The organism is Haloarcula pellucida (assembly GCF_014647235.1).
GTDB lineage: Archaea > Halobacteriota > Halobacteria > Halobacteriales > Haloarculaceae > Haloarcula > Haloarcula pellucida.
In genome coordinates, this window is record NZ_BMOU01000011.1 from 1 (window position 1) to 1,741 (window position 1,741).

The window sequence follows — 1,741 nt, forward strand, 5'->3', positions numbered from 1 at the left end:
CTGGCATAGTAGCCAACGTCGTTGTGACTCGCTAAACTGAACGAGTCCAGTGGACGCCTGGATCGCACGTACACACGGTTTCATACTCGCCCCCAAGGTGGTAGATGGTGGGCGAATCGACCCTTCCTATCCTCGGTTTCACCCGGGATAGTGCACCGGTCTTCGTACCATATCCCATCGCCGTCCCACACTTAAGGGGCACGGTTCGGGGCTGGCACGTGACATGGACCCACTGGGATTTGAACCCAGGGCCTCCGCCTTGCAAAGGCGGCGCTCTGCCGCTGAGCTATGGGCCCGGCAGATCCGCAGGTGTTAGCCCTGATAGTTCATAGGTGCCCGGTCGGCGAGTGTTCTCGAACACCATAGGTGGGTTGGGGCAGAGCCCCAATCCCGATCAGTAGGAGGTGATCCAGCCACAGATTCCTCTACGGCTACCTTGTTACGACTTAAGCCCCCTTGCGGAGCCCAGATTCGACCAGCGCATGCTGGCCTCATCCGGACCCCACTCGGGTGCTTTGACGGGCGGTGTGTGCAAGGAGCAGGGACGTATTCACCGCGCGCTTATGACACGCGATTACTACCGAATCCAGCTTCATGCGGGCGAGTTTCAGCCCGCAATCCGAACTACGACTGCGTTTGGAGATTAGCTCCGCCTCTCGGCGTGGCATCCCACTGTCGCAGCCATTGTAGCCCGCGTGTTGCCCGGTCCATTCGGGGCATACTGACCTACCGTTGCCCGTTCCTTCCTCCGCTTTAGCAGCGGCAGTCCTCCTAGTGTACCCAACTACCTCGAGGGTATTGCTGGCAACTAGAAGTGCGGGTCTCGCTCGTTGCCTGACTTAACAGGACGCCTCACGGTACGAGCTGACGGCGGCCATGCACCTCCTCTCAGTAGCTCGAGTAAGCTCGTCAAGCTGACTGTCGTTACTACTGTCGGGACCGGTGAGATGTCCGGCGTTGAGTCCAATTAAACCGCAGGCTCCTCCGGTTGTGGTGCTCCCCCGCCAATTCCTTTAAGTTTCATCCTTGCAGACGTACTTCCCAGGCGGCTCGCTTCTCGGCTTCCCTAGGGCGCAGCACAGGCTCGTAGCCTGTGGCACACCTAGCGAGCATCGTTTACAGCTAGGACTACCCGGGTATCTAATCCGGTTCGAGACCCTAGCTTTCGTCCCTCACCGTCGGGTCCGTCTTCCTGAGGTGCTTTCGCCATTGGTGGTCCGTCCAGGATTACAGGATTTCACTCCTACCCCGGACGTACCCCCCAGGTCTTCCGGCCCCAAGCCGAACAGTTTCCGCTGGACGCCGACGCGTTGAGCGCGTCGATTTCCCAACGGACTTGCCCGGCCGGCTACGGACGCTTTAGGCCCAATAATATCGGCCATCACTCGTGCTGCCGGTATTACCGCGGCGGCTGGCACCGGTCTTGCCCAGCACTTGTTCCTGTACCTCCCTACAGTACAGAAAAGCGAGGACTATATGCCCTCGCACTCGGAGTCCCCTTATCGCACTCTCGTGCAGTGTAAAGGTTTCGCGCCTGCTGCGCCCCGTAGGGCCCGGAATCTTGTCTCAGATTCCGTCTCCGGGCTCTTGCTCTCACAACCCGTACCGATTATTGGCATGGTGGGCCGTTACCCCACCATCTACCTAATCGGCCGCAGCCACATCCTACAGCGCCGGAACGTTTCTCACTCTCGACACTCCAGTCTGAGAGTGATATCCGCTATTGGCCTCAGTTTCCCGA

At 59.3% G+C, this 1,741-nt stretch carries 1 tRNA gene and 1 rRNA gene; both read right to left on the reverse strand.

What is annotated here, in order from left to right:
- Positions 1–224: 224 nt before the first annotated feature.
- Positions 225–296 (reverse strand) — tRNA-Ala (locus IEY28_RS20450).
- A gap of 103 nt (positions 297–399) precedes the next feature.
- Positions 400–1,741, reverse strand: a 16S ribosomal RNA gene (locus tag IEY28_RS20455); the annotation flags it as partial.